This window comes from Phreatobacter sp. AB_2022a (assembly GCF_026847585.1).
Classification (GTDB): domain Bacteria; phylum Pseudomonadota; class Alphaproteobacteria; order Rhizobiales; family Phreatobacteraceae; genus Phreatobacter.
In genome coordinates, this window is the sequence record NZ_JAPSET010000057.1 from 1 (window position 1) to 21,894 (window position 21,894).

Sequence of the window (21,894 nt, forward strand, 5' to 3'; positions counted from 1 at the left end):
GCCGGGGCTCCCGCCGGACCGGCGATCACCGGCGTGGCCGCAGCCGCGGCGGGCTGCGCGGTGTTTCCCGCCGGCAGGGCCTGCATCAGGAGGCGGAGCGCCTGGCCCTGCCGCTCCACCGTCATGGTGAGGGTGGCGCCGACGGGCAGGGGCTGGGGGGTTCTGACGTCGAGCTCTGCGTCGCCGATCATCAGACGGGCGAGGTTGTCGGCGAGCATGGCGGCGACACGCGCCTCGATCGACTGGCCCGGCTTCAGGCCGAGGCCTTCGATCAGAGCGCGCATGGCGGCGCCATCGCCCGTGGCGTTGGCGGCGACCGGGCCGATGCCCTCGACACTCATTGCGGCTCCATGGGATCCATCCCGGTCGTCAAGGCTAGCGCGCGAAACGGCCGGGTCAACCGCCACGGCCGCCCTGGCACGGTCTCAGCGCGTTGGCGTCGCGCCCGTTTCGATCTCCTTCAGTTTCCGGCGGAGCTCGGCCAGGAGAACAGGATCGGCATCGGCACCGTGCTCGTCGATGAAGGCACGCAAGGCGGTCCGGTAGCCTTCGATGAAGGCGGGATTGGCCGGGCTGACGCGAAGCCGCGCCTCGGCCGTGCGCAGCGGTTCGAGCGCGATCGCCCGGTTGCGCCGAATGCCATAGGCCGAGAGGTCGGTCATGATGGCGAAGTTCCGCTCGAAACCGGGAATGTATTTGGTGACGAAGCGCTCGCCGGGCGGCGGGATGAGGATCTCGTTGCGCACCGGATAGTTGCTGGCCGACAGGGTGTCGAAGGAGGCCGCGATATCCTGGCCGTCGGCGGTCCTCAGCACCACGTCATAGTCCCAGATGTTCTGGTCGTTCAGCGTCGAGGACGTCATCCGCGACTGGATGATCACGCCAGAGCCGATCGTGCCGAAGGCATTCAGGAAGATCGCGTTCAGCATGTGGCCGGTGAACAGGTTGAGCATGCCGACGACCACGGATATCGGGACCAGCGCGTACCAGGCGTTGCGGCCGGTCGCCCGGACAAGCCATCGGCCGGCGGCGATGGCGACCGCGATGATGGCCAGCCAGGCCCAGAACGGGTGGAAGGTGATGACATAGAAGAGCGCGGAGAGAGTTTGCATCGACGCGGTGCGGCACCTTGTTTCGAACGGACCAGTTCCGGCGCTATCCTATCGGAAACGGCATGTCCTTTTGTGAAAGCCGCGCGGTGCCGACAGATCCGGAGGCAATGGCGGCTGCCGGTTGACGTGCCTTTCCTGCTGCCGGGATAGTCGTCGGGCGGCTGGGCGCGGTGCGACGCGCTTCGGGACAGCCGGCGGCGAGGGAGGACTGTCCATGTTGCGTCCGATGCTGGCTACGCCCCTGAGGGCGCTCGCGGTGGCCCTCGGGCTGCAGGCGGCGCCGGCCATGGCGGTGGAGGAGCCGCCGCTCGAAATCACCGCCATGGGATCGTTCCATGTCGGCGGCCGGCTCGCCGAAATATCCGGTCAGCCGCCGCGCGACATCGTGTTCACTCCGGGCGGGCCGCCGGCGCGGGTCGACGTCAACGGCCGCTATCAGGTCGAGCAGATGTATGTGCAGTGGTTCCGCCCGAAGGCCGAACGGGGGCGGGTGCCGCTGCTGCTCTGGCACGGTGGCGGCCTCTCGGGCGTCACCTACGAGACGACGCCCGATGGCCGCGAGGGCTGGCTCAACTGGTTCCTGCGCCGCGGCTGGACCGTGCTCAATTCCGATGCCGTGGAGCGCGGCCGTTCCGGCTGGGCGCCGCCGGAAGTGTGGGGCGCACCGGCCCTGCACCTGCCGGTCGGCAATCCCTTCGAGCGGTTCCGCATCGGCCAGGGACAGGGATCCTACGACAGCGATCCGGCGAAGCGCCAGGTGCTGCCCGGCAACCAGTTCCCGGTGGAAGCCTATGACCAGTTCCCGCTCCAGCTCTCGCCGCGCTGGACGACCACCGATGCGCCGACCATCGCCGCCTATACCGCGCTGGTCGACAAGGTCTGTCCCTGCGTGATCCTGGTGCACAGCCAGGCGGGCCAGTTCGGGTTCCGGGTCGCCCAGGCGCGGCCCGACAAGGTGATGGCGCTGATCGCCGTCGAGCCATCGAGCGTCGGTGATCCCGGCCGCGCCGACGCATTGAGGACCGTGCCGACGCTGATGCTCTACGGCGACTTCATCGACGACGATCCGCGCTGGCCGACGATCCGGCGCACCGGCCTGGATTTCGCCGGGCGCATGCGCGCGGCGGGCGGCCATGTCGACGTCGTCGACCTGCCGGCCCAGGGCATTCGCGGCAACAGCCACATGATCATGATGGACCGCAATTCCGGCGAGGTGGCGCAACTGATCCAGACCTGGCTGCAGCAGAAGGGGCTGTGGCGCCCGTAGGCCGGCGGCCCGCCGTCGCGGACTCAGGGCCGCGCGCCGGAGCGGTGGCGGCGCGTCGGTGCCGGATCGCCCGGGGCCTCGTTGCGGCAGAGCGGCGGCAGCTCGCGCGGCGAATGGCGGCACCAGATGGCGACGACCTTGCAGTCGGAAGTGCCCATCCGTTCGCCACGCCGCCAGAACCGGATCGCGCAGCCGTCGGTCCGGCCAGATCCTTCCTCGGCCGCCAGCCAGTCCGGCGGCATGCCGCTCGCCTGGATCCTGAGGCGGTCCTGGGCGACGGCGAAGCGGGCCTGCACCGGCCGGCCTTCATTGACGCCCGGGCCAAGCGCGTCGCGCCGGATCACCAGGCCTTCGATGAAGCCGGGCGCGGTGATGCACAACCGGAATTCGGTCTTGATCGCGACGAGGTCGGCATACCAGCAGTCGCCGACGCGCAGCCGTTCGTCCGCGGTCGCCGGCAGCACGGCGAGCAGGGCGAGAAGGCCGCCGGCAAGACCGGGCAGCACCCGGGGGAGAGCCTGTTTCGACGCGCGGAGGCCGGACGATGTCTGCACCATGCGTCGAGATCTAGCGCGATAACCGCCTGCTCGCCACCGCCGTGCCGGCCTGCGGCACGGGATCATTTCGGCGGCAGGGAGCGCACGAAGGCGAGCGCCGCTTCGATGAGGCGCCGGCGCAGGGCATCGTCGCCATAAGCTTCGGGGCCGGCGCGCAGCCAGCCGTTCATCTGCCTGCCGCGACTGATCATCGGTGCGACGGCGGGAAGCGCCAGGGCCCAGCCGTCGCGGCCGGGGCCGAGACGCACCAGCATGCCGTCGGCGCGCGCGCCGCACAGCAGGTTGCCGTGCAGGAGCCAGGCCCGGCCGCCGAACATGGCCTTGCCGGTCAGGCCATCGACGCCGGCGAGGTCGCTCGCCATCAGCTCCTCGAGGCCGGGATCGCGCGGCGTGGCGGTTCTCCGCAAGCTGTCCTGCAGGTGATCCTAGGCTTGCGGCCGGAACGACGCGAGCACTTCCGGCCTGGCCGCTCAGATGCTGCCGACGGTCTTCAGGCGCACGCGCGGGTGGACTTCGGCCTGGCTCAGCACCGCCGTCTGCGAGCGGAACCGCTCAACGATCGAGCGCACGAAGGTGCGGATGCCGGGGCTCGTCAGCAGCACCGGCGCCTCGCCCATGCGCGCGGCGTCCTCGAAGGCGTCGCGTACGGCGGTGATGAATTCGGAGAGCTTGGACGGCTGCATGGCGAGCTGGCGGTCGTCGCCCTGGCCGATGATCGATTCGGCGAAGGCCTGTTCCCAGCGCGGCGACAGCGCAATGAGGGCGAGCACCCCGTCGGGACCGGCATATTGGGCGCAGAGCTGCCGCGACAGGCGGGCGCGCACATGCTCGGCGATCTGCGGCGGCGAGCGGGTGAAGGCGACCGCCTCGGCAATGCCTTCGAGGATGGTCGGCAGGTCGCGGATCGAGACGCGCTCGGCGAGCAGAACCTGCAGCACGCGCTGGATGCCGGACATGGTGATCTGGGCCGGCACCAGGTCCTTGACGAGATCGGCCTCGTCCCTGGCCATTTCCTTGACCAGCTTCTGCACCTCGGCATAGCTCAGGAGGTCCGAGGTATTGGCCTTGAGGATCTCGGTGAGGTGGGTCGACAGGACGGTCGCGGCATCGACCACGGTGTAGCCGCGCACGCTCGCCTCCTCCTTCAGGTTGGCGTCGACCCAGGTGGCGGGCAGGCCGAAGGTCGGCTCCGACGTATGCACGCCGGGCAGGTCCACCTGTCCGCCCATCGGGTCCATCACCATGTACTGCGCCGGCCAGACATAGCCCTGGCCCGCCTCCACCTCCTTGACGCGGATGATGTACTGGTTCGGCTGCAGCTGGACATTGTCGAGGATGCGCACCGAGGGCATGACGAAACCCATATCGGTCGCGAGCTGCCGGCGCAGCGCCTTGATCTGGTCGGTCAGCCGGTCCGTGCCGCCCTCGGACTGGACCAGCGGCAGCAGGCCGTAGCCGAGCTCGATCTTCAGGTCGTCGATCTTGAGGATGTTGGCCATCGGCTCCTCGGCCGGCGGCGCGCTCGCGGCGGCCTCTTCGCTCGCCGCCTTCATCTCGGCTTCCGCGGCCCTGCGGCCGGCGGCCTTGGACACCGCATAGGCGGTGTAGCCGGCAAGGCTGGCGAGGCCGAAGAAGGGAATGAAGGGAATGCCCGGCAGGAAGGCCATCAGGCCCATGACGCCGGCGGCGAGGCCGAGCGCCTTCGGGTAGCCGGTGAGCTGGCGGATCATCGCCTGGTCGGCGGAGCCGGTGACGCCGGCCTTCGAGACGAGAAGGCCGGCGGCGGTCGAGATGATCAGCGCCGGGATCTGCGAGACGAGGCCGTCGCCGACGGTGAGGATCGTATAGGTGCGCGCCGCCTCGCCGAACGGCATGCCCTGCTGGGCGACGCCGATGACCAGGCCGGCGACGATGTTGATGAAGGTGATGAGCAGGCCGGCAATGGCGTCGCCCTTGACGAATTTCGAGGCACCGTCCATCGCGCCGTAGAACGAGCTTTCGTCCTCCAGTTCCTTGCGGCGGGACTTGGCGACCTTTTCGTCGATCAGGCCGGCGGAGAGATCGGCGTCGATCGCCATCTGCTTGCCGGGCATGGCGTCCAGGGAGAAGCGGGCCGCGACCTCCGCGATGCGGCCCGAGCCCTTGGTGATGACGACGAAGTTGACGATGACCAGGATGGCGAAGACGATGATGCCGATGACGAAATTGCCGCCCATCACGAAATTGCCGAAGGCCTCGATGACGTGGCCGGCGGCCGCCGTGCCCTCGTGGCCGTGCGACAGGATGAGGCGGGTCGAGGCGAGGTTCAACGCCAGCCGCAGCATGGTCGCGATCAATAGGATCGTCGGGAAGGAGGAGAATTCCAGCGGCTTGTGAATGAACAGGCCGGTCATCAGGATCATCACCGAGGTGATGATCGACACCGCCAGCATGACGTCGAGCAGAAGCGGCGGCAACGGGAAGATCAGGATGACCAGGATGCCGAGCACGCCGGCGGCCATCCACAGATCCGGCCGCGTCAGCCAGCCGCTCATGGCGCCGAGCGACAAGCCCCCCGCGCCGGCGGCCGGCGCCGCCCCCCCTGCCGTCATGTCCGTCATTCGATGCCCCCAGGGCCGAACGATGAACGGCCCTGGGCAAGAATTGCCGAGCCGATGGTTAACCGATGGTTACCGGGCTGTGCGCCAAAGCGTACCCGTATGGGTTGCGGCGAAAATCGTCGGGCCAGTGCGGCAAGAATGCATCACCCCGGGCCGGACGCTTGCCGCTCCCTGCGCGCAATGGCAGTTCTTGGGACGGCCGGGCGGCCGGGAACGCCGGCCGCGCGCAAAGGAGAGACGAGCCATGCCCGACTTCCGCCTGACCGGCGCCGGCGGCACGCCCGGCGGCCTCGTCACCTTCTTCGTCGGCCTCGCCATGACGGTCGCCGGCGCCTACCTGCTGACCACCCAGGTAACGGTGTCGGGCGGGTCCTGGACCCTCGGCGGCTATTCGGCTTTCGGCCTGTCGCTGGTGCCGCTGATGGCCGGCATCGGCATGCTGTTCTTCGACGGCTCGTCGCGCTTCGGCTTCATGCTGATGTTCGCCGGCCTCGTCATCATCCTCGCGGGCATCCTGGCCAACCTCACGATCTATTTCGTGCCGACCAGCCTGTTCAACACGCTGATGATGCTCGGCCTGCTCGCCGGCGGCATCGGCGTGGTGCTGAAATCGCTGCGCTGAGGCGGACGCGGTACAACCGTTAACTCCCTGGTAACCAGCCACCCGGCAATTCTTGCCCACCGACGCGGCGGCTGCCGCTTCGGCATGCAAGGGGCCAGACGCATTTGAACGGTATCCTGGAGTTCGCGAGGAACATCGGCCCGACACGTATTGCGGCCATGGGCGCGGTGGCGCTCGGCCTGGTCGGCTTCTTCATCTACATCATCTTCCGGATGAGCCAGCCGAACATGGCTCTCCTGTTTTCCGACCTGTCGCTGGAGGATTCCGCGCAGGTGGTCAAAGAGCTGGAGCGCCGGCAGGTGCGCTTCCAGATCCGCAACGACGGCGGACAGATCCTGGTGCCGCAGGAGCAGGTCGCCCGCGTCCGCATGCAGCTCGCCGAAGGCGGCCTGCCGCGCGGCGGCGGCGTCGGCTACGAGCTGTTCGACAAGGGCGATGCCCTGTCGTCGACCTCCTTCGTCCAGAACATCAACCATCTGCGCGCGCTGGAAGGCGAGCTGGCCCGCACCATTCGCGGGATCGAGCGCATCCAGTCGGCGCGCGTGCACCTGGTGATGCCCGAGCGGCCGCTGTTCTCGCGCGAGCGGGTCGAGCCCTCGGCATCCATCGTGCTGCGCGTGCGCGGCGGCCTGGAGCCGGCGCAGATCCGTGCGGTCCGCCATCTCGTCGCCTCGGCGGTGCGCGGCCTGTCGCCGCAGCGCATCTCCATCGTCGACGAAGGCGGGCGGCTGCTCGCCGACGGTGCCGGCGATCCCACCGGCGTCGGCGGCACCTCGGCCGACGAGCGGCGCATTGCCCACGAACAGCGCCTGCGCGAGCAGGTCGAGAGCATCATCGCCTCGGTCGTCGGCCCCGGACGGGCGCGCGTCCAGGTCTCCACCGACATGGATTTCAACCGCATCACCCAGACCTCCGACGATTTCGACCCGGAGCGGCGCGTGGTGCGCTCCACCCAGACGCGCGAGGAACAGTCGAGCTCGGCCGAAGGCAATCGCGACGGCCAGGTCTCGGTCGGCAACGAGCTGCCGGGCGCGAACAATACCGGCAACAACAACGCCAACAACCGCGAGGCCAGCCGCAAGTCGGAAGAGATCGTCAATTACGAGATCGCCCGCACGCAGCGCACCGAGGTGGTCGAGGGCGGCCGCATCCGCCGCGTCTCCGTCGCCGTGCTGGTCGACGGCCTCTATGCCCGCGACGGCCAGGGCAATGTCAACTACCAGCCGCGCAGCACCGAGGAACTCGAACGGATCGGGGCGCTCGTCCGCTCGGCCATCGGCTTCGACCAGCGCCGCGGCGATCAGGTCGAGATCGTCAACCTGCGCTTCGCCGAGGCGCCGGCGCTGTCCTCCCTCGAGCCGCCGCGGCCGTGGTGGCAGGTCTACGAGCCGAGCCGCGACGACATCCGCTCGGGCGTCGAGCTCCTGGTCCTGCTGCTCGTCTCCGGCCTCGTCATCCTGTTCGTTGTCCGGCCGCTGCTCAAGCGCATCGTCACGCCCGATCCGCCCGCCAAGCTGCCGGCGCCGCTGCCGGCGCCGCCGCCGCTGGTCGAACCCATGGCGGCGCCGGCCAACCTGCCGGTGGTGGCGCCGCCGCTGGCGCCCTCCGACAACCCGACCATGCGGATGATCGAGATGGCGCAGATCCAGGGCGAAGTGCATGCGGCCTCGCTCGCCAAGGTCGGCGAGCTGGTCGAGAAGAATCCCCACGAAACGGTGTCGATCATCCGTCAGTGGCTGACCGAAGCGGAGGCGAAATGACCACGGCTGCGGCACGCGAAGCCGAATTCGCCTCGGCCCTGGCGGCTCTCTCCGCCGGCGGGCGCGCCTCGACGGAAGCGGCGCGCGCGCTCAGCGGCCCGCAGCGCGCCGGCGTTCTGATGCTCTCGCTCGGCGACAAGGTGTCCTCGCGCATCTGGAAGATGCTCGACGACGACGAGATCCGCCTGCTGTCGATCGCCATGTCGCAGCTCGGTCCGGTCGGGTCGGACGCGGTCGAGGGCCTGCTCCTGGAATTTGTCGGCCGACTCTCGTCGGCCGGCGGCCTGACCGGCAACTACGACGCCACCGAGCGCCTGCTGTCGCAGTTCATGCCGCCCGAACGGGTCTCGCTCCTGATGGAGGAGATCCGCGGACCTGCCGGGCGCAACATGTGGGAGAAGCTCTCCAACGTGCAGGAACAGGTGCTCGCCAACTACCTGAAGAACGAGTACCCGCAGACGGTCGCCGTCGTGCTGTCCAAGATCAAGCCGGAACATGCCGGGCGGGTGCTCGCGATCCTGCCGGAGGAGTTCGCGCTCGACGTGGTCGGCCGCATGCTCAAGATGGAGGCGATCCAGAAGGACGTGCTGGAGCGGATCGAGCAGACGCTGCGCACCGAGTTCATGTCGAACCTGTCGCAGACGAGCCGCCGCGACAGCCACGAAGCCATGGCCGAGATCTTCAACTCGTTCGACCGGCAGACCGAGACGCGCTTCCTGACCGCGCTCGAGGAGCAGAACCGGGAATCGGCCGAGCGCATCAAGAATCTGATGTTCACCTTCGATGACCTCGCCAAGCTCGATTCCGGCTCGGCGCAGACGCTGGTCCGCCAGATCGAGAAGGACAAGCTGGCCGTGGCGCTGAAGGGCGCGACCCAGACCATGCGCGAGTTCTTCCTGAAGCAGATGTCGACGCGCGCGGCGAAGATGCTGCAGGACGACATGCAGGCGCTCGGGCCGATGCGCCTGAAGGACGTCGACGAGGCCCAGGCGACGCTGGTCAATCTCGCCAAGGATCTCGCCGCCAAGGGCGAGATCATGATCACCAAGAACCGCGCCGACGACGAGCTGGTGTTCTAGGGCGATGGCGAAACCGGTCAAATTCCTGTTCGACACCGAATTCGCGGCGGAAGCCAAACAGCAGGCCGAGCCGCGCGTGACGCTCGCCGAGCATCAGGCGCTGGTCGCGCTGGCGCGCCAGGAGAGCCATGCCGCCGGCCTCATCACCGGCGAGGCGCAGGCCATGGCGAGCCTCGAGCGCCAGCGCGCGCTGGCGCTCACCGCCATCGGCGACCGGCTGAGCGTCGCCGCCGAGGCCCTGAAGGGCCTCGAGGGGCGGCTCGAGCAGGAAGCGATCGACATTGCGGTCGCGGTGGCGAGCAAGCTCGCCTCGACCCTCATCGCGCGCGAGCCGCTCGCCGAGATCCGTACCCTCGTCGCCGACTGCTTCGCCAATCTGCGCAGCGTGCCGCATCTGGTGGTGCGCGTGCACGACGATCTGCTGGACGATGCCCGCACCGAGCTCGGCCGGCTGGCCACCGAGCGCGGCTTCGACGGGCGGCTCGTCATTCTGGCCGAGCCGACGATCGCGCCCGGCGACTGCCGCATCGAATGGTCGCACGGCGGCATGGTGCTCGACCGCGCCCAGACCACCAGCGAAATCACCGAGGCGGTGCAGCGCTATCTCGGCGTCGCCGCGCCCGCAGCCCTTGAGGACACGCCATGACCGACACTCCCGAAAACGGCATGCCGCTGCCGGACCTCGAAGGCGATGCCGACGTCGATCTGGTGCCGGGCGAAGCCGGCGCGCCGGCGCATGAGCCGCTGGACGCCGGCAATGCCAAGGGCGCGGCCGATCTGGAAGCGGTGTTCGACGTGCCCGTTCACGTCTCCGCCGTGCTCGGCCGTTCCCGCATGGATGTCGGCGAGCTCCTGAAGCTCGGCCCCGGCACCGTGCTGGAGCTCGACCGCAAGGTCGGCGAGGCGATCGACATCTATGTCAACGATCGCCTGGTCGCGCGCGGCGAGGTGGTGCTCGTCGAGGACAAGCTCGGCGTGACCATGACCGAGATCATCAAGGCCGAACGCTGAAGGGAACCGAACCATGCGCCTCCTCATCGTCGGAACGCTGAAGGGCCAGCTCTCGATCGCCACCAAGATGGCGGTCGACAAGGGCGCGGCCGTCACCAACGCCGAAGACATCGACACCGCCATGCGGGTGATGCGCGCCAAGGGGGCGGATCTCCTGATGGTCGATGTGGCGATCGACGTGCGGGCGCTCGTCAAGGCGCTCGGCGACGAGATGATCGCGGTGCCGGTGGTCGCCTGCGGCACCTCCAACGACGCCCGGGCTGCGGTGGCGGCGATCCACGCGGGGGCCAAGGAATACATCCCGCTGCCGCCGGACCCGGAATTGATCGCCGCGGTTCTCGCGGCCGTCGCCAGCGACAGCCGGCAGTTGATCTATCGCGACGAGGTCATGGCGCGCGTGGTGCAGCTTGCCAATCAGGTGGCCGGCTCCGACGCCTCCATCCTGATCACCGGCGAGAGCGGCACCGGCAAGGAGGTGCTCGCCCGCCACGTCCATGCGAAGTCGAACCGCGCCAAGGCGCCGTTCGTCGCGGTGAACTGCGCCGCGATCCCGGACAATCTCCTGGAAAGCGAGCTGTTCGGCCATGAGAAGGGCGCCTTCACCGGCGCGGTCGCCCGCCGGGTCGGCAAGTTCGAGGAGGCGAACGGCGGCACGCTGCTGCTCGACGAAATCTCGGAGATGGACATCCGCCTCCAGTCGAAGCTGCTGCGCGCCATCCAGGAGCGCGTGATCGACCGGGTCGGCGGCGTCAGGCCGGTGCCGGTCGACATCCGCATTCTCGCCACCTCCAACCGCAACCTCGCCGATGAGGTGCGCAAGGGGACGTTCCGCGAGGACCTGCTCTACCGGCTCAACGTGGTCAATCTGAAGCTGCCGCCGCTGCGCGAGCGGCCGGCCGACATCCTGGAGCTGGCCGGCCATTTCGCCCGCAAATATGCCGAGGCGAACGGCATGCCGCCGCGCGGCCTGTCGCCCGATGCCCGGCGGCAGCTGACGACGGCACGCTGGCCGGGCAATGTCCGCGAGCTGGAGAACACGATCCACCGCGCCGTGCTCCTGTCGTCGGGCACCGAGATCGGCGTCGATGCCATCCGCACGCCCGACGGCACGCGGCTCGACGAGCGGCGCGGCCCGGACGCGGTCGCGGCCCATGCCGCCGATGTCGCCGAGGCGATCACGCGCGGGCTCGTCGGCCGCACGGTCGCCGATGTCGAGCGCGACCTGATCCTCGACACGCTCGGCCATACGCTCGGCAACCGGACCCATGCCGCCAACATTCTCGGCATTTCGATCCGCACCCTGCGCAACAAGCTCAATCAATATGCCGACGAAGGCCACGCCATCACGCCGCCGCCGCAGGGCGAGGCCCGCTACGACGTGCGCTACGGCTGATCCGGCCGGGACGGGCGGCGGCCCCGCCCGGTCGATGCCGGCCGTTCCGCCCGGCCGGCGGGGCTGCCCCGGCCTGGTCTTGCGGGAAAATGCGAACCGGCCGCTTGGGGGACTTCCGCATCGGCGCGCGATGGGCTTTCATGATCGTGCCTATACACGTCCAACAGCCCTGGATCGCTCGAAACCCATGACGCTTCCCGTTTCGCTCGCCGGCCGCCTGCAGCTTCCGGTCATCGGCTCGCCGCTGTTCATCGTCTCCAATCCGGACCTCGTCATCGCCCAGTGCAAGGCCGGCATCGTCGGCTCGTTCCCGGCGCTCAACGCCCGGCCGGGCCCGGTGCTGGAGGACTGGCTGAAGCGGATCATCGACGAGCTCGGCGCCTACGACGAAGCCAACCCGCATGCGCCGTCGGCGCCGTTCGCGGTCAACCAGATCGTGCACAAGTCGAACGACCGTCTCGGCCACGACCTCGATCTCTGCGTCAAATACAAGGTGCCCATCGTCATCACCTCGCTGGGCGCGCGGCCCGAGCTGAACGAGGCGATCCATTCCTATGGCGGCATCACGCTGCACGACGTCATCAACATCACCCATGCGCGCAAGGCGCTGGAAAAGGGCGCGGACGGCCTGATCGCGGTCGCCGCCGGCGCCGGCGGCCATGCCGGCACGACCTCGCCGATCGCGCTGATCCAGGAGATCCGCCAGTTCTTCGACGGCCCGCTGGCGCTGTCGGGCGCTATCGCCACCGGCCGGGCGGTGCTCGCCGCGCAGGCCATGGGGGCGGATCTCGCCTATATCGGTTCTGCCTTCATCGCGACGCAGGAGGCCAATGCCACCGAGGCCTACAAGCAGGCGATCGTCGAGAGCAAGGCGGCCGACATCATCTATTCGAGCCTGTTCACCGGCGTGCACGGCAACTATCTGCGCGCCTCCATCGTCAATGCCGGCCTCGATCCGGACAACCTGCCGAACGGCGATCCCTCGCAGATGGGCTTCGGTTCGGGCGGCTCGTCGAAGAGCAAGGCCTGGCGCGACATCTGGGGCTCGGGGCAGGGCATCGGCGCCATCCAGGCGGTCCAGCCGGCCGGCGAGCTGGTCGCCCGGCTGAAGCGCGAATATGGCGAGGCGCAGGCGGCGCTCGCCGCCGCCTCGCGCTGGCCGCTGCGCGCCGCCGGCTGAGGGCAGGGGCGGCATGCGGCCGGAGGATTTGACGGGGCGGGGCTGATCGCGGCAAGTCCTTGGCCTCATCGTCGCGGCCGTGCGGGCTGTCCCGCCCGCCGGCCACGGCATGGTCCACCCGAGCCAGAGAAGCCCGAGCCGCCATGTCCTTTCCAGCTCCCGCCGACCTCACCATCTGCTTTGCCCATGCCGCCTACCGCATGGGCGAGGCCTTTGCCCGGCGCGGCACCGGCCTCAGGTCCTTCGAGGTGCGCAGCGCCGAGGAGTTCGCAGCGCGCATCGGCGAAGCCGACGTCATCGTCGTTTCGGGCATGTGGCGCAACGCGCCGGTCGAGCGGGCGACCAGGCTGCGCTTCATCCAGTCCATCAGCGCCGGCCTCGACCAGTACAATCTCGCCGATCTGAGGGCGCGCAACATCCGCCTGGCCAGCGCCCAGGGCGTCAATGCCAATGCGGTGGCCGAGCATGCGATGGGCCTCATCCTTGCCCTCACCCGCAAGATCCACACGAGCCGGGACAACCAGACGAAGCGCTTCTGGCGGCCGATGATCGGCGATCCGGCGGCGCGCGAGGACGAGCTCGCCGGCAAGTCGATGCTCATCGTCGGCCTCGGCGGCATCGGCCTGAGGCTCGCCCGCTTCGCCCGCGCCTTCGACATGAAGGTCACCGGGGTGAAGCGCGATCTCTCGGCGCGGATCGACAATGTCGATCAGCTGATCCCGCCCGATCGCCTCGCCGAGGCGATCGCCACGGCCGACATCGTGGCGCTCACCTGCCCGCTGACGCCGGAAACCATCCATCTCATCGATGCCGGCATGCTGGCACGCATGAAGCCCTCGGCGCTGCTGGTCAATTGCGCGCGCGGCAAGGTGGTGGACGAGGAGGCGCTGATCGCGGCGCTCGGCGCGGGGCGCATTGCCGGCGCCGGCCTCGACGTGACCGCCGAGGAGCCGCTGGCGGAAGCGTCGCCGCTCTGGGGCTTCGAGAACGTGCTGATCACGCCGCATGTCGGCGGCGAGACGGCGGCCTATGAGGACCGCGTCGTCGACCTGCTCATCGAGAACCTCGCGCGCCTCGGCCGCGGCGAGGCCACGCTGGCCAATCAGGTGATCTAGTCCGACAATGGGGCCCGCATCCGGCGCCGCCGCGGCGCCGGCGTTTCGGGAGGCCACGATGAGCGGTCTGGACCACCTGGGCATTTCGACCAGCGACTATCGCCGGTCGCGCGCCTTCTACGAGGCGGCGCTCGCGCCGCTCGGCATCAAGCCGATGATGGAGTTCGACGACCCCGGCCGCGAGGTGACCGGCTTCGGCAGCGACCATCCGTTCTTCTGGGTCAGCGTCGGAGGGGCGGCCGGCGGGCGCGTCCACGTCGCCTTCAGGGCCGCGTCCCGCTCGCAGGTCGATGCCTTCCACCAGGCGGCGCTGGCTGCCGGCGGCGCCGACAACGGCGCGCCGGGTCTCCGCGAGCACTATCATCCGGCCTATTACGGCGCCTTCGTGCTGGATCCCGACGGCTACAATATCGAAGCCGTCTGCCACGCGCCGGAATAGGGCGGTCAGCCGGGCAGGGTCACCACGACGGCACCGCGGCGCGTCGCCACCACCGTGTGCTCATACTGCACGGTGGGTGCGAGCGGCGTCGCGTAAAGCGTCCAGTCGTCGTCGCCGTCCTCCGCCCATTCGGCGCCGAGCGACAGGAACGGCTCGACCGTGAAGACCTGGCCCTCGCCGATCCGCCGGCGCTCGGACCGGTCCGGCCAGGTGGCGATCTCCGTCGGCTCCTCGTGCAGGGAATGGCCGACGCCATGGCTCGCGAGGTTGCGCACCAGCGTATAGCCGTGGCGCCGGGCAAAGGTGCCGACCGCTTCGCCGATGCCGGCCAGCGGCTGGCCGCTCGACACCTCGCCGATGCCGGCCCACATGGCCCGACGGCCGTCGCGGCACAGTTTCTGGATCTTCGGCGTGACCGGTGGAACCGGGAAGGAGGCGCCGGTATCGGCGAACAGGCCGTCCTTTTCCGCCGACACGTCGATATTGACGAGGTCGCCGGCCCGGATCACGCGCGGTCCGGGAATGCCGTGGGCGATCTCCTCATTGACGCTGATGCAGGTCGCGCCCGGAAAGCCGTAGGCCATTTCCGGCGCCGGGCGGGCGCCGGCCTGATCCAGCAGGGCGCGGCCGAGCTGGTCCAGCTCCGCGGTGGTCATGCCCGGCTCGATCGCCTTGCCCATGGCTTCCAGCACGCGCGCGACGATACGTCCGATGGCCTGCAACCCGATCAGGTCCTCGTCGCTGGAAATGGTCATGGCTGCGCGCTCCCGTGTGTCCTGGAGGCGCTGCTATAGCAGAAGACGGCGCAACGAGCGCAAGGCCGGCCCCGGGGGGCGGCCTCGCGGGGTGTCGCGGCCGGCCTTGGCCGTCAGGGCACGAGCGTTGCGAGCACGGCCGGCCACTGGCCGTCGGCCCTGGCGATCGCGCCGTCCGGATCGGCGGCGAAGCGCTGGCGGTTGCGCTCGGAATGGAACACGTAGAGGCGGTCCTCGTGGATGCTCCAGACCGAGGGATGGCCGCTCGCCGGATTGCCTTCGCCGACGGCGACGGGGTCGTAGCCGCCGAAGCGCGGCTCGTAGACCGAGGGATCGCGCATGAAGGCGGCGCGGTTGCCCTCGTTCAGGAAGCGCCAGGTAGCGCCGTGCCAGGGCAGTTCATAGTCGCGCAGGCCCTCGCGCGGCGCGCCGTCGGTGAAATAGGCGACCGGGTCGATGCCGTAGAGCGCAAGCCCGGTCATCCGGTCGGTGACGATCCGTTCGGTGGTGGCCGCGCGGCTCGACGACTGGCCGTCGGCCATGGCGATGATCACCGCGAAGCCTGCGTAGAGGCCGGTCACGGCCAGGGTCCAGGCCAGCGGGCGCACGAACTGCCTCATCACCGACATTTTCGTCCTCAAATCTGCAGAAACTCACGAATCGCTGGCCGAGCTTGGCAATTCAGGGTGTGCGTTTGGTTACCGAGAACATCGAAATTATGACCTGGTGACCAAATCGTTACCTTCATCCCCTACCATTTTTTTCCGCAAGGGAGCGCCCGCAGCCACGGGCGCCAGATGCCGCGAGGATGACTCATGCGCAAACTTGAAAAGTTCGATCGGCGGACGATCCTGGCCGGCCTCAGCGCATCCGCGCTGGTCGGGCTCGATCGCCAGGCTTTCGCGCAGCGTTCCTTTCAGTCGGAAACGCCGCAGACCTATTCGGGCAACGAGGTGATCGCCGCCGGCCACCGCTTCTTCGGTGGTGCCGCCCGCGGGCTCGCCAATCTCGTCGAGCGCGCCACCCAGCAATGGGGCCACCCGAGCGCCTATATTCTCGGCCAGGAGGGCGGCGGCGCCTTCTTTGCCGGCCTGCGCTACGGCGAGGGCATGCTCTACACCAAGAGCGGCGCCGACGCGAAAGTGTTCTGGCAGGGGCCCTCGCTCGGCTTCGATTTCGGCGGCGATGGCGCGCGCACCATGATGCTCGGCTATCGGGTCCGCAGCCCCGAGGACCTCTATCGTCGTTTCGGCGGCATCGATGGCTCGGCCTATCTGGTCGGCGGCCTCGGCATGACGGCGCTGGCCGCCGACAACATGATGGTGGTGCCGATCCGAACCGGCGTCGGCGCGCGGCTCGGGGTCAGCGGCGGCTATCTCAAATTCACGCCGTCCGCGACCTGGAACCCGTTCTGACCGCATTGTCGAACGCCTCCGGCGCCGCCCGGAGGCCGATCATTCGGCGGCCGCGGACCTTTCCGCGGCCGTTTTGCCATGGCAGAAGGGGAGCCCGACCCTGACACGCGAACCGGAGTGATGCGGTCGTGACGATCGAGGCCGCCATGATCTTCGCCCTCGGCTTCCTGGTGGCCGCGCTCCTGGCGCTCGGCCTCCTCGGGGCCGTCTGGCGGCGCGCCGTACGGCTGACTACCCGGCGTGTCGAGAATGCGGTGCCGCTGTCGATGGCGGAGATCAAGGCGGACAAGGATCAGCTCCGGGCCGAGTTCGCGGTCGCGGCGCGCCGGCTGGAAATGAGCGCCGAGACGCTGCGCGAGCGGCTGAACGGGCAGACCGCGGACCTCGCGCGCAAGACCGAGACGATCCGCGATCTCAACGCGACGCTGACGGCGCGCGGCGAGACGATCGCCGCGCTCGAGGCGGACAAGGCGAGCCTCGGCGCTGCGCTGGAGGCGGCGCGGGCCGCCGATGCGGAGAAGGCGCAGGCGCTGACCGTCTCGGCGGAGCTCCTTGCAGAGAAGGAGGCCGAGCTCGCGGCGCTCGACAAGGAACTGGCCGAAAAAGTCGCGGAAGGCGACAGCCAGCGCGTCGAGATCGTCGCGCTGCGGACCCAGACGGAAAACCTCCGCGGCCAGGTCGCTCAGCTCGAGAAACGCCTGGCGGAAGCCGAGGCGGATCTCTCGGGCCATCGCCAGTCCTTCGCCGAGACCTCGAACCTGCTCACCGACGAGCGGCGGCGGGCCGGCGATCTCGGCGATGCGATCAAGGCGGCGGAGGCCAGGCTGAAGACCGAGGCGGCGCAGCGCGCGGCGCGCGAGGCGGAGATCGAGACACTGAAGGCTCAGGTCGCGTCCGAGCAGGACCGAGCCCGGCGGGAACAGGAGGCGCGTGACGAAGCCGAGAAGGCGCGGGCGCGCGCCGAGGCGGAGCACGAGGCGCTCAAGACCAAGATGGCGGCACAGGCGATGCGCAGCACCGAGACGGCCAAGGGCCTTCGCGAGACGGCCGAGACGCTGAGGGCGGAAAAGGGGCTGCTCGAGGGATCGCTCGCCCAGGCGCGCGAGGATCGCGAACGCATCCAGCGCGAGCTTGCCGCTCTGAAGCGCGACATCGAGGCCGCCAAGGCGCGCGACGGGCGGGAGACCGCCATGCTGCGCGACCGGGTCAGCGAGGTCGCTGCCGAGGTGGCGCGTGTCGCCCGGCTGCTCGAGGGACCGAATTCGAAGATCGAGCAGATGCTGGCCGCCTATGCCGCGGCCAGGCCGGCCGGCGCGAAAGCCGGCAAGGCGGGCGAGCTCAGCCTTGCCGACCGGATCCTGGCCGTGCAGGCGGAAGCCGGTGCGCGCGCCGGCGAAGCGGCGCAGACCGCGGAATAGGCGCCGCGGCGTCCCGCCCCGGCGCGGGCGCGGTGGGGCCTATCCTTGGTCCGTCACAACCTCTAGTGTCGCGTCGCTTCCGTTCGCACCGGGCCGCCGCCGCGTGCCAGTTCGCGCGAAAGACAGACACCCTCCACCCGGATTCACCGAGCCGCCAGGCACCCGATCCCGGAACCTTTCGCATGATCATCAGCATCGCCACGCAATTCAATCTGCTGGCCCTCAGCGCGGCGATGGAGCTCACCGAGGCCGGCGAGACGGGACGGGGCTTCGCGCGCATGGCGACGGCGGCGGCGGGCCTCGCGCATTACCAGGCGGCTGCGGTCCAGCGCATGGCGGGCGAGATCGATGCGTTGCGCGCGGAGCCCGAGGAGACCTCGGCGACGCTCAACGCCATCGCAGCCATGATCGATGCCGCGCGCAGCTTCGTCAAAGTGGTGGCGATGGTCGGCGAGGAGCTGAAGGCCGGGACCGCCTGACGGCGGTCAGGCTTCGTCCAGGAAGGCCTCGACCATGCGCGCCGTCCGTTCCGGGTCGGTCACCACGAAGAGATGGCCGTCGTCGACGAGCTCCAGCCGCGCATTGGGAATGAGGGTGGCCAGCAGCTTCGCATTGACGACCGGGATCAGCGGATCGTCGGTGCCCGACAGGATCAGCGTCGGCTGCTGCAGCATCCAGAGCCAGGGAACGCTGGTCCAGCCGAGCATGCCGAGCAGCTGCAGCGCATAGCCGTACTGGGTCGAGCCGCGCATGCCGGCCGCATGGCGCTCGATCAGATGCGGGTTCCGGCGGAAGGCACCGCCATAGATCTCGGCCGCGATCGAACGCATATAGTCCCGGTCGAGATAGCGCTTGGGGCTTGCCATCTTCATCAGCACGTTCGGCGCGCCCGGCACCATGATCATGCCGGCCGAGGTCGCGACCAGGACGAGCTTGCGGCAGGCCTTGGGGAACTGGAAGGCGAATTGCTGGGCGAGCCCGCCGCCCCAGGAGACGCCGGAGACGTCGACGCGCTCGTAGCCGAGCTGGACGATCAGGTCGTGGGCGAGGGCGGCCAGCGTCGAGGGGCGATAGGGCAGCAGCGGTGCGGGCGAGCCGCCGATGCCGGGAATGTCGAAGATCAGCGCCTCGCGGTCACCGAGCGCCTCGAAGAAGGGCGCGGCCAGCTCCAGATTGGCGCCGATGCCGTTGAACATCAGAAGGGCGGGCTTGCGCTTGTCGCCCTGCTTGAGCCCGACGCGCAGCAACTGGCCGCCGACATCGACCATGCGGATCTCGAAAGAGGACGGTTCGGCTGCCGCCGCCTGGGCTCTCGTCAAGGCATGCTCCCTGTCTTGCGCGCCGGTGGAAGGAATCATGCGCGGCGCAGGCGGCGTCGAGGCTAGCGCGCATTCCGAGGACCCGCCATGTCCGGCAGCCGGGCGGCGCATCGGCCGTCCGGCGGGGTCATGCGGTCGCGGGCGCTCACGGCTCGAACACATAGGTGCCGGGTGCTGGTCCGATCGCCCGGTGCTTCTTGCTGCCCGGCTGTTTCGGCGCGGCGGTCTCGCCGTTGCCGCGGGCCTTCAGCCAGTCGACCCAGTGGGTCCACCACGAGCCCTCGTGCTTCGTGCCGGTCGCCGTCCAGGCATCGGCATCGGCCGATTTGGCCGGGCCGGCGACGAACCACGCCTTGGGATTGCCGGGCGGGTTCAACAGGCTCTGCAGATGGCCGGAATTGGACAGGACATAGGTGGTGTCTGGTCCATAGATGCGGGCGGTCTGATAGACCGCCTTCCAGGGCGTGATGTGATCGGTGGTGCCGCCGATCACATAGGTGTCGGCCTTCACCTTGCGCATGTCGATCGGCGTGCCGCTGATCGACATCTTGCCGGGATTGACGAAGGGATTGGTGAAGATCAGGTCGAGGAAGTCGCCGTGCAGGCGCGCCGGCAGTCGGGTCGTGTCGGCATTCCAGAACAGGATGTCGAAAGCCGGCGGCTGGTTGCCCATCAGGTAGTTGTTGACCCAGTAGTTCCAGACGAGGTCGTTCGGCCGCATCCAGGCGAACATCTTGGCGAGGTCGTTGCCGTCGAGAATGCCACGCGCCGCCGAGAGCTGCTTGGCGGCGAGGACGGATTCCGGCGTCACCAGCGCGGCGAAATCGGTGTCGGTTCCGGCCTCGGTGTCGAGCACGCAGACGGCCAGGATGATGGCGTTGAGCTTGTCCTGCTTCCGCCCGGCGAGCCAGCCGGCATAGGTCGAGGTGGTGATGCCGCCGGAGCAGGAACCCATGATGTTGATCTTGTCCTGGCCGGTGATCTCGCGCGCCGCGTCGACGGCCTCGTCGAGCGCCTGGATGTAGGTGTCGAGACCCCAGTCGCGCTCGCGCACGGTCGGGTTGCGCCAGGAGATGCAGAACGGCTGGATGCCGTTGGCGAGCAGGAAGCGGATCATGCTCTTGTTGGGCGCGAGGTCGACCGCGTAATATTTGTTGATCTGGGGCGGCACGATGAGCAGCGGCCGCGCCACCACGGTCTCGGTGGTGGGCGTGTAGAGGATCAGCTCCAGCACCTCGTTCTTGAACACCACCGTGCCCGGCGTGTTGGCGAGGTTTTCGCCGACCTTGAACTTCGACATGTCGACCTGGCTCGGCAGGCCGCCATTGCGGGCGAGATCGGTGATGTAGTTCTTCATGCCCTCGACGAGGCTCTTGCCCTTGCTGTCGATGACCTGCTTCAGCGCCTGCGGATTGCCGATCAGCGTGTTGGACGGGGCCATCGCGTCGACGAAGATCGAGGTGACGAGCCGCGCGCGCGCCGCCTCCTTGTCCGGCAGGTCGGTCTTCGCGACCGCCGCGGTGATGGTGTTGGACCAGGCGAGGTAGGACTGCATCAGGCTGCGGTGCAACGGGTTGCCGGTCCATGAGGGATCGGCGAAGCGCTTGTCCTTCGGATCGGGCGCGACCTCCGAGCGGCCGGTGACGATCTTGCCGAGCTCGCCGAGGAAGCCCATCCACTGCTCGGCGAGGATCTGCGGCTGCGCGGCGAGCGCGCCGACGACGGTACGGGCGGCGTCGAACAGATCCTCGGTGCGCACGCCGACGAGCGGGTTGAGCGCGAGCGTGTTCTGCGAGGCCTCCTCGGCGATCTGCTCGGCGAGCGGCCGGATCGTCGGCGCGGTGTCAGTGCCCGCTCCCGGCGATGCCTGCGCCTCGGGTTTCGCCTTGCCCGCGGCGGCGCGCGCGGCGGCCTTCGGCGCAGCGCTCTTCGCTGTCCTGCTCGTCGACTTGGTCGTCGATCCGGTGGTGGATTTCGAGGCCGGAGTGCGGGCCATGCTGGTACTCCCTCGTGAGGTCGGCATGCGCAGAAAAATGCTCGGGCTCAACACGCCGCGTCGTGCATCGCGCGCGTCGTCCGGCGGAGCCCCGAATGGTCGGTCGCGCGACGTGCGCGGCGCACGTCATCGCGATGTGGATCGGTGTCGTGCGCGCGGCGCGCGCGCCGCTTCTCATGGTGCTGCGCAATGGTCGCGCGCCGCGTCGCGCGCGACACGCTGCGCATCGTCGTCGTCACGATGGCGCGCCGTGCGCGCCGGTCGTCTTCGACATCGACATCGACGTCGCGCGTCCGTCGCGCGAAGGTCGATGTCGAACGCTGCGCGCAGTCACGCGCACGATCCTCGCCGAAGAAAAAAACGATGAGCGCGAGGCGTCCGCGCGCGCCGTCCTCGCACGCCCGATCGAGACGGTCTCGAACGTCTTTCGCGAGGCTTGACTCAGGATAGCCGAGATCATGCGCAGGCGCTCCGCGATGTTCTCCGCAGAACCGCGCGCGGCATCTTTCGAATGCATCCAATCTATTGAAATCAGGTGTGAATTTCCGGCGGCCATCAGCGTCGTTCAGCGCGCGGCGTCGATCGTTTGCGAGGTCGCGAACGAGGTCGAGACAAGGCTTTTCCGCCGCGCGATCCACGTCGCTTTTCTCCCCTCGCATTCTTGTCGTTGAGACCAGCTTAGAGCGGCATTGCCGTTGCGTTCAAGGGCCGGCAACTTCGCCGCTCAAGCACAAGGCTTGCGAGAATCACGAGAAATCAGCAGTTTGACTTTCGAGAGGATGCACTTGCGTTCCGTTGCCGTCTCGGCGTTCAATGGTGAGAGCGAGCCCCGCGCCGGGCTCTCCGCCACGGCGCA

The 21,894-nt window shown here is 68.9% G+C and carries 23 protein-coding genes; 13 read left to right on the forward strand and 10 right to left on the reverse strand.

The genetic code is table 11. The features are described 5' to 3' along the window. Positions 1–341 (reverse strand): hypothetical protein (locus tag OZ671_RS27795; protein WP_268863730.1); only part of this gene is annotated, 341 nt, incomplete at its 3' end. Between the two features lie 84 nt (positions 342–425). After that, the gene (locus tag OZ671_RS27800; RefSeq protein WP_268863731.1) at positions 426–1,112 is read right to left on the reverse strand and encodes a hypothetical protein; all 687 of its coding nucleotides are present in this window, start codon (positions 1,110–1,112) and stop codon (positions 426–428) included. Between the two features lie 214 nt (positions 1,113–1,326). On the opposite strand from OZ671_RS27800, the gene OZ671_RS27805 reads away from it, so the two are divergent. Further along, complete coding sequence (locus OZ671_RS27805; RefSeq protein WP_268863732.1) at positions 1,327–2,379, forward strand: esterase; 1,053 nt, start codon at positions 1,327–1,329, stop codon at positions 2,377–2,379. Positions 2,380–2,402: 23 nt separating this feature from the next. Here OZ671_RS27805 and OZ671_RS27810 read toward each other — a convergent pair whose 3' ends face one another. The 3 genes from OZ671_RS27810 to flhA form a co-directional block, all read right to left on the reverse strand. After that, positions 2,403–2,936: a hypothetical protein gene (locus OZ671_RS27810; protein ID WP_268863733.1), complete on the reverse strand. Its 534-nt coding sequence runs from the start codon at positions 2,934–2,936 to the stop codon at positions 2,403–2,405. A 62-nt stretch (positions 2,937–2,998) separates the two neighbouring features. Continuing rightward, positions 2,999–3,298, reverse strand: coding sequence for a TfoX/Sxy family protein (locus OZ671_RS27815; protein ID WP_268863756.1), 300 nt, complete (start codon positions 3,296–3,298; stop codon positions 2,999–3,001). Positions 3,299–3,406: 108 nt separating this feature from the next. Next, positions 3,407–5,536, reverse strand: a complete 2,130-nt coding sequence (gene flhA, locus OZ671_RS27820) for a flagellar biosynthesis protein FlhA (protein WP_038307776.1) — start codon at positions 5,534–5,536, stop codon at positions 3,407–3,409. A 244-nt stretch (positions 5,537–5,780) separates the two neighbouring features. Between flhA and OZ671_RS27825 the strand changes: the two genes are divergently transcribed. From OZ671_RS27825 to OZ671_RS27865, 9 genes are all read left to right on the forward strand, one after another. Continuing rightward, positions 5,781–6,158, forward strand: coding sequence for a hypothetical protein (locus OZ671_RS27825; RefSeq protein ID WP_268863734.1), 378 nt, complete (start codon positions 5,781–5,783; stop codon positions 6,156–6,158). Positions 6,159–6,262: 104 nt separating this feature from the next. Then, the gene (fliF, locus tag OZ671_RS27830; protein WP_268863735.1) at positions 6,263–7,918 is read left to right on the forward strand and encodes a flagellar basal-body MS-ring/collar protein FliF; all 1,656 of its coding nucleotides are present in this window, start codon (positions 6,263–6,265) and stop codon (positions 7,916–7,918) included. Continuing rightward, positions 7,915–8,997: a flagellar motor switch protein FliG gene (fliG, locus tag OZ671_RS27835; protein WP_038307774.1), complete on the forward strand. Its 1,083-nt coding sequence runs from the start codon at positions 7,915–7,917 to the stop codon at positions 8,995–8,997. Before fliF ends, fliG begins: the two co-directional genes overlap by 4 nt. Before the next feature lie 4 nt (positions 8,998–9,001). Next, positions 9,002–9,643: a FliH/SctL family protein gene (locus OZ671_RS27840; RefSeq protein WP_268863736.1), complete on the forward strand. Its 642-nt coding sequence runs from the start codon at positions 9,002–9,004 to the stop codon at positions 9,641–9,643. Continuing rightward, the gene (fliN, locus tag OZ671_RS27845) at positions 9,640–10,008 is read left to right on the forward strand and encodes a flagellar motor switch protein FliN (RefSeq protein WP_038307772.1); all 369 of its coding nucleotides are present in this window, start codon (positions 9,640–9,642) and stop codon (positions 10,006–10,008) included. The genes OZ671_RS27840 and fliN overlap by 4 nt, the downstream gene beginning before the upstream one ends. A 13-nt stretch (positions 10,009–10,021) precedes the next feature. Next, positions 10,022–11,401: a sigma-54-dependent transcriptional regulator FlbD gene (gene flbD / locus OZ671_RS27850; protein ID WP_268863737.1), complete on the forward strand. Its 1,380-nt coding sequence runs from the start codon at positions 10,022–10,024 to the stop codon at positions 11,399–11,401. Positions 11,402–11,588: 187 nt separating this feature from the next. Continuing rightward, complete coding sequence (locus OZ671_RS27855; protein WP_268863738.1) at positions 11,589–12,581, forward strand: NAD(P)H-dependent flavin oxidoreductase; 993 nt, start codon at positions 11,589–11,591, stop codon at positions 12,579–12,581. A 143-nt stretch (positions 12,582–12,724) separates the two neighbouring features. After that, positions 12,725–13,696 carry a D-2-hydroxyacid dehydrogenase gene (locus OZ671_RS27860; protein WP_268863739.1) on the forward strand — a complete coding sequence of 324 codons (972 nt, stop codon included), beginning with the start codon at positions 12,725–12,727 and terminating at the stop codon, positions 13,694–13,696. A gap of 58 nt (positions 13,697–13,754) precedes the next feature. After that, positions 13,755–14,135: a VOC family protein gene (locus tag OZ671_RS27865; protein ID WP_268863740.1), complete on the forward strand. Its 381-nt coding sequence runs from the start codon at positions 13,755–13,757 to the stop codon at positions 14,133–14,135. Between the two features lie 5 nt (positions 14,136–14,140). On the opposite strand, the gene map is transcribed toward OZ671_RS27865, so the two are convergent. Then, positions 14,141–14,890 (reverse strand): type I methionyl aminopeptidase, encoded by a 750-nt coding sequence (gene map / locus OZ671_RS27870; RefSeq protein WP_268863741.1) that lies wholly within the window; start codon positions 14,888–14,890, stop codon positions 14,141–14,143. A gap of 113 nt (positions 14,891–15,003) precedes the next feature. Continuing rightward, complete coding sequence (locus tag OZ671_RS27875; RefSeq protein WP_268863742.1) at positions 15,004–15,519, reverse strand: YHS domain-containing (seleno)protein; 516 nt, start codon at positions 15,517–15,519, stop codon at positions 15,004–15,006. Between the two features lie 186 nt (positions 15,520–15,705). Between OZ671_RS27875 and OZ671_RS27880 the strand changes: the two genes are divergently transcribed. From OZ671_RS27880 to OZ671_RS27890, 3 genes are all read left to right on the forward strand, one after another. Then, positions 15,706–16,305 carry a DUF1134 domain-containing protein gene (locus OZ671_RS27880; RefSeq protein ID WP_268863743.1) on the forward strand — a complete coding sequence of 200 codons (600 nt, stop codon included), beginning with the start codon at positions 15,706–15,708 and terminating at the stop codon, positions 16,303–16,305. 128 nt (positions 16,306–16,433) lie between these two features. Continuing rightward, positions 16,434–17,723 carry a hypothetical protein gene (locus OZ671_RS27885; RefSeq protein WP_268863744.1) on the forward strand — a complete coding sequence of 430 codons (1,290 nt, stop codon included), beginning with the start codon at positions 16,434–16,436 and terminating at the stop codon, positions 17,721–17,723. Between the two features lie 182 nt (positions 17,724–17,905). After that, a complete protein-coding gene (locus tag OZ671_RS27890; protein ID WP_328286405.1) occupies positions 17,906–18,202 on the forward strand; it encodes a methyl-accepting chemotaxis protein in 297 nt (98 codons plus the stop codon). Positions 18,203–18,208: 6 nt separating this feature from the next. Here OZ671_RS27890 and phaZ read toward each other — a convergent pair whose 3' ends face one another. The 3 genes from phaZ to OZ671_RS27905 all read right to left on the reverse strand — a co-directional run bounded on the left by phaZ (position 18,209) and on the right by OZ671_RS27905 (position 21,676). Continuing rightward, positions 18,209–19,042 carry a poly(3-hydroxyalkanoate) depolymerase gene (gene phaZ / locus OZ671_RS27895; RefSeq protein WP_268863745.1) on the reverse strand — a complete coding sequence of 278 codons (834 nt, stop codon included), beginning with the start codon at positions 19,040–19,042 and terminating at the stop codon, positions 18,209–18,211. Positions 19,043–19,187: 145 nt separating this feature from the next. Then, positions 19,188–21,038, reverse strand: coding sequence for an alpha/beta fold hydrolase (locus OZ671_RS27900; RefSeq protein ID WP_268863746.1), 1,851 nt, complete (start codon positions 21,036–21,038; stop codon positions 19,188–19,190). A gap of 47 nt (positions 21,039–21,085) precedes the next feature. Then, entirely contained in the window at positions 21,086–21,676 is a 591-nt protein-coding gene (locus tag OZ671_RS27905) for a hypothetical protein (RefSeq protein WP_268863747.1), read from the reverse strand. Between the last annotated feature and the right edge of the window lie 218 nt (positions 21,677–21,894).

What these genes read in the sequence shown, in the direction of transcription:
- OZ671_RS27800 (WP_268863731.1), bottom strand. Translation starts at nt 1,112, where the DNA reads ATGCAAACTCTCTCCGCGCTCTTCTATGTCATCACCTTCCACCCGTTC.
- OZ671_RS27805 (WP_268863732.1), top strand. Translation starts at nt 1,327, where the DNA reads ATGTTGCGTCCGATGCTGGCTACGCCCCTGAGGGCGCTCGCGGTGGCC.
- OZ671_RS27810 (WP_268863733.1), bottom strand. Translation starts at nt 2,936, where the DNA reads ATGGTGCAGACATCGTCCGGCCTCCGCGCGTCGAAACAGGCTCTCCCC.
- OZ671_RS27815 (WP_268863756.1), bottom strand. Translation starts at nt 3,298, where the DNA reads ATGGCGAGCGACCTCGCCGGCGTCGATGGCCTGACCGGCAAGGCCATG.
- flhA (WP_038307776.1), bottom strand. Translation starts at nt 5,536, where the DNA reads ATGACGGACATGACGGCAGGGGGGGCGGCGCCGGCCGCCGGCGCGGGG.
- OZ671_RS27825 (WP_268863734.1), top strand. Translation starts at nt 5,781, where the DNA reads ATGCCCGACTTCCGCCTGACCGGCGCCGGCGGCACGCCCGGCGGCCTC.
- fliG (WP_038307774.1), top strand. Translation starts at nt 7,915, where the DNA reads ATGACCACGGCTGCGGCACGCGAAGCCGAATTCGCCTCGGCCCTGGCG.
- OZ671_RS27840 (WP_268863736.1), top strand. Translation starts at nt 9,002, where the DNA reads ATGGCGAAACCGGTCAAATTCCTGTTCGACACCGAATTCGCGGCGGAA.
- fliN (WP_038307772.1), top strand. Translation starts at nt 9,640, where the DNA reads ATGACCGACACTCCCGAAAACGGCATGCCGCTGCCGGACCTCGAAGGC.
- flbD (WP_268863737.1), top strand. Translation starts at nt 10,022, where the DNA reads ATGCGCCTCCTCATCGTCGGAACGCTGAAGGGCCAGCTCTCGATCGCC.
- OZ671_RS27855 (WP_268863738.1), top strand. Translation starts at nt 11,589, where the DNA reads ATGACGCTTCCCGTTTCGCTCGCCGGCCGCCTGCAGCTTCCGGTCATC.
- OZ671_RS27860 (WP_268863739.1), top strand. Translation starts at nt 12,725, where the DNA reads ATGTCCTTTCCAGCTCCCGCCGACCTCACCATCTGCTTTGCCCATGCC.
- OZ671_RS27865 (WP_268863740.1), top strand. Translation starts at nt 13,755, where the DNA reads ATGAGCGGTCTGGACCACCTGGGCATTTCGACCAGCGACTATCGCCGG.
- map (WP_268863741.1), bottom strand. Translation starts at nt 14,890, where the DNA reads ATGACCATTTCCAGCGACGAGGACCTGATCGGGTTGCAGGCCATCGGA.
- OZ671_RS27875 (WP_268863742.1), bottom strand. Translation starts at nt 15,519, where the DNA reads ATGTCGGTGATGAGGCAGTTCGTGCGCCCGCTGGCCTGGACCCTGGCC.
- OZ671_RS27880 (WP_268863743.1), top strand. Translation starts at nt 15,706, where the DNA reads ATGCGCAAACTTGAAAAGTTCGATCGGCGGACGATCCTGGCCGGCCTC.
- OZ671_RS27890 (WP_328286405.1), top strand. Translation starts at nt 17,906, where the DNA reads ATGATCATCAGCATCGCCACGCAATTCAATCTGCTGGCCCTCAGCGCG.
- OZ671_RS27900 (WP_268863746.1), bottom strand. Translation starts at nt 21,038, where the DNA reads ATGGCCCGCACTCCGGCCTCGAAATCCACCACCGGATCGACGACCAAG.